The 3,306-nt window shown below is 52.5% G+C and carries 2 protein-coding genes; both read left to right on the top strand.

Annotated features, from left to right (window positions below; all coding sequences use genetic code 11):
- The first annotated feature begins 155 nt into the window (after positions 1-155).
- Complete coding sequence (locus tag BCF46_RS19580) at positions 156-1,778, top strand: hypothetical protein (RefSeq protein WP_147436032.1); 1,623 nt, start codon at positions 156-158, stop codon at positions 1,776-1,778.
- A gap of 235 nt (positions 1,779-2,013) precedes the next feature.
- Positions 2,014-3,306, top strand: a 1,293-nt coding sequence (locus tag BCF46_RS19575) for a hypothetical protein (protein WP_211332856.1), incomplete at its 3' end; no start/stop codon positions are given.

Below are 3,306 nucleotides of genomic sequence, written 5' to 3'. Positions count from 1 at the left end.
TCGGGCGGAAAGCGAACAAACGCCGCGCCTGCAATCTGCGATCCGAGCGATTGGATAAGCAGTCATTCACGCAAATGGACAATAAATGATAGGCTTCCGTTTCGCGCCATACTATTTCATGGTCAAAAAACAGAAACGAATGCGTGGGGCCAAAAGTGACAAAGAATGAAAATTTGGTTGATCTGATAGTTGTTAACGATGTGTCCGGACCTGCGCCCCTAGACCCGGCAATTGCCTCAATCAATCTGACGACAAGATCAAACCGTTTGACTGAGGGTTATGATCTTGCAGTGTCGGCATTTTTTGGCAGTGAACGAATAGAATTAGCAGGTGGAGACTTTGCCGTCAGTGTACAAATATCGATCAATCGCGCTCAAATTGATCTAGAATTTGTTAAGTGTCGAGCGTCTTTAGTAGATGCTCCCGTTCCACATCTATCCGATGAAAGAGTAATTGAAGAGCGGGTGTCAACACGCCGCAGTGCTTCCGGTCGTGCAGGCTTTTTGTTGGGGGCATCTTCGAAAGCGGGTGGGCAGGGAGAAGTCGGTTTCGATATCAAGGCAGCAGTAGAAGGTTCCGGCAGTTTAGAACGAGACGGGACGCGGAAAAGAAAGAACTGGAAGCGACTCAACGCTCAAACAATTCTTATTGGAACAGTTGTTGGTGATTTGGATGGCATGGAGGTAGAGGACTATGTTGGTTGGCGGGTAATTCCTGAAACTTTAGATGAACCGTCAGGGGTAATAGGAAGTCTGAAGGTAAGGGAAGCGTGGATCAATTTTATCGATGTAAAAAATGGCTCGTTCAAAGGTCGCATCGGTGACAAAGCGCGAAAGCTGTTTGAGTCGAATAATCAGAATCGAAAGAGGATGTTTGCCCTTTTGCTCCGGCATTTGTCCACAAAGGGCATGAGCACACAGTCGTCGCGTCCAGATGAAGCTGTTCTCGCTGTCTTTCCGTTCGTGGTTAGGCCTGAAATTGACAAGGCTGTCGCGGTAAGTGCACCGGCATCATCCGGTCGGGTTCAACTTGAAAGTGATAAGCTAGAGGCTTTTCTAGTGTCTCCACCGGGGACTGAGGAAGAAATACTTGTGTCGCTCGGAGTGTCCCATGAAATAATTCGAGAGAATGTTGATAGACCTAAAAACAAGAAAACAAGCCTAGGTCGATTTGTCGGCTACACATCACCGGTCGTTTCTGCGAGAGCATACGCAACACTCGTGCGAATGGGTAAAGTAGACGAAGAAGGCTGGGTCGACATCGCAAATGGAAGGGTCTTAAGAGACTTGATAAACTTGGGGTTAGTTCAGAAAGCTGACGGTCAAATTCTACCTGTTGACGAGCTTGTGTCGGACCCAGATGCGATGTTTAAGCATGCGATTGCCCGCTGTGACACAGTGCAATTGGCCCGAAGTATGCTGGTTAAGAACCCAAGCGTTTCAAGTGTCGAAGTTACCGAGATGTTAGTCACAAAGTTTGGCAAGCGCTACCAAACAGACGGTTCCAAAATACGTGTCGGCAATGCACTAAAACGTTGGGCACGCTGGGTAGAGCCGCATTTGATCGACCCAAAGGGTGGAGCGAAGGCAGATTCACTGCTCGAGGCGGCACTTAGCAAAGAGGCACAAGTCGGGCGGCGGACATATGCATCGCCTGAAAACATTGCAATTGCAAAAGCGGGGTATGCCGCTGGAGATTACGGCAAGACGATTGCAGAGAGACTCGGTGTCAGCTACATGACTCTTAAACGCTGGAAAGACAGCGGTAAATTAGACTAGTCGTCCCGAAACTGTCGGGGTAAACAATTTCGCTAATTGCGGCTTTTGGACTGTTTTGATGTCGCAGACTAACGGCATTGGAGGTCTGCTTAGAGTAGTTACAATGAGCTGGAATGCATGCGAGCACCGCGAAACGCTGACCATCTTGGATGCTCTAACGTAAGGAGCAACAGTGGAATTTAGCAGCTTGAAGTCCTAGTTAGGAGCCAACTGAAAGTTCTGCCGAGGCACCTGCATGGAACTTGAAGACCCACTCGACCCGAAACGCTCCCGCCCAATCGACGTTCACCGTTGGTCGGACCACCCCGAGGTGGCCCAGTTCGTCGATAGTATCTGGGAAGAGCACTTCGGGGACTACGCGGCGAAGGAGCTCGTAAAGTCAGGGGCAAAGGCAAAGAAAAAGCACCGCGACCAACTTCGAGTGATCCTTCTAGACCTCTACGTGGCTTGGCAGACCGATCCTGACCTCAGCATCGGGGTTCATCTCTCTGCCAACGCTTGGAAGACGGGTTCGCGGTATAATGCCCTGCACCTCTCCAAGATCATCCCTGACTTCGTCCACCGTCTCAGCGAAGTGGGGTTGATCCAGCTCTCGAAGGGAAGCTTCACGGCCCCCGGAGCAGCAACCAATCGGACGGCAAGGATACGGGCCGAGGAGCCCCTGAAGGAGATGTTCCGAGAGGCAAAGTTCGGGCGGGAGCACATCTGGCTCGTCCCTGACCGAGAGTGCATCATCCTGAAGAACACCGACGACCTGACGGGGGTGAAGGGGCGCGAGGTTCCCTACGAGGACGATGACCGGACCACTTCGATGCGAGCAGTGCTGCGGGACTATAACAAGCTACTGGCCCAGACCTTCATTGATATCCCGACCTACGATCAGCCCTTCGTGGAGAGGAAGGTCAAGACGGGGCGGCAAGCGGGGGAAGCCACCAAAGTCCCCATCGCCACCCAAGAGAACTTCGTCCGGAGGATATTCAATCGAGGGTCCTTCGACTGTGGGGGGCGCTTCTTCGGTGGGTGGTGGCAGCACGTAGATTCCGAGGTTCGGAAGCGCATCCACATCAACGACACCCCGACGATAGAGATCGACTATCAAGCCCTCCACGTTGCGGTGCTATCGGCGGAGCGAGGGGTGGTGATCGAAAAAGACCCCTACACACTGGACCAAGGATTACTTCCTGAGATGGGCGCGCAAGAGCAACGTGCCTTGGTGAAGCTGCTAGTTCTCATGGCCTTCAACGCGAAGAACCGCCGCGCTGCGTGCCTTGCTTTCAGGCAGGATCAACCAACGGGGTCAGTCGAGAAGTCGATGAAGGATGCCGAGCTATCGAAGGTGCTGGATGCATTTATCGAGAAGAACCCCCACCTCGCGGAGGCACTCTGTTCGGACCGAGGGATCAAGTTGATGAATACGGATAGCCGGATAGCTGAGATTGTTATCGAGCGGTTGACCGCTGCCAACGTCCCCGTCCTCTGCATCCACGACAGTTTCGTGGTGGACTATCGCCGTTCCCGCCTCCTCGTT

Origin of the sequence: Litoreibacter meonggei (assembly GCF_003663885.1) — a bacterium.
GTDB classification, from domain to species: Bacteria; Pseudomonadota; Alphaproteobacteria; order Rhodobacterales; family Rhodobacteraceae; genus Litoreibacter; species Litoreibacter meonggei.
Note: the sequence above shows the minus strand (reverse complement) of the source record. Positions and strands in the feature narration are given on the sequence as shown.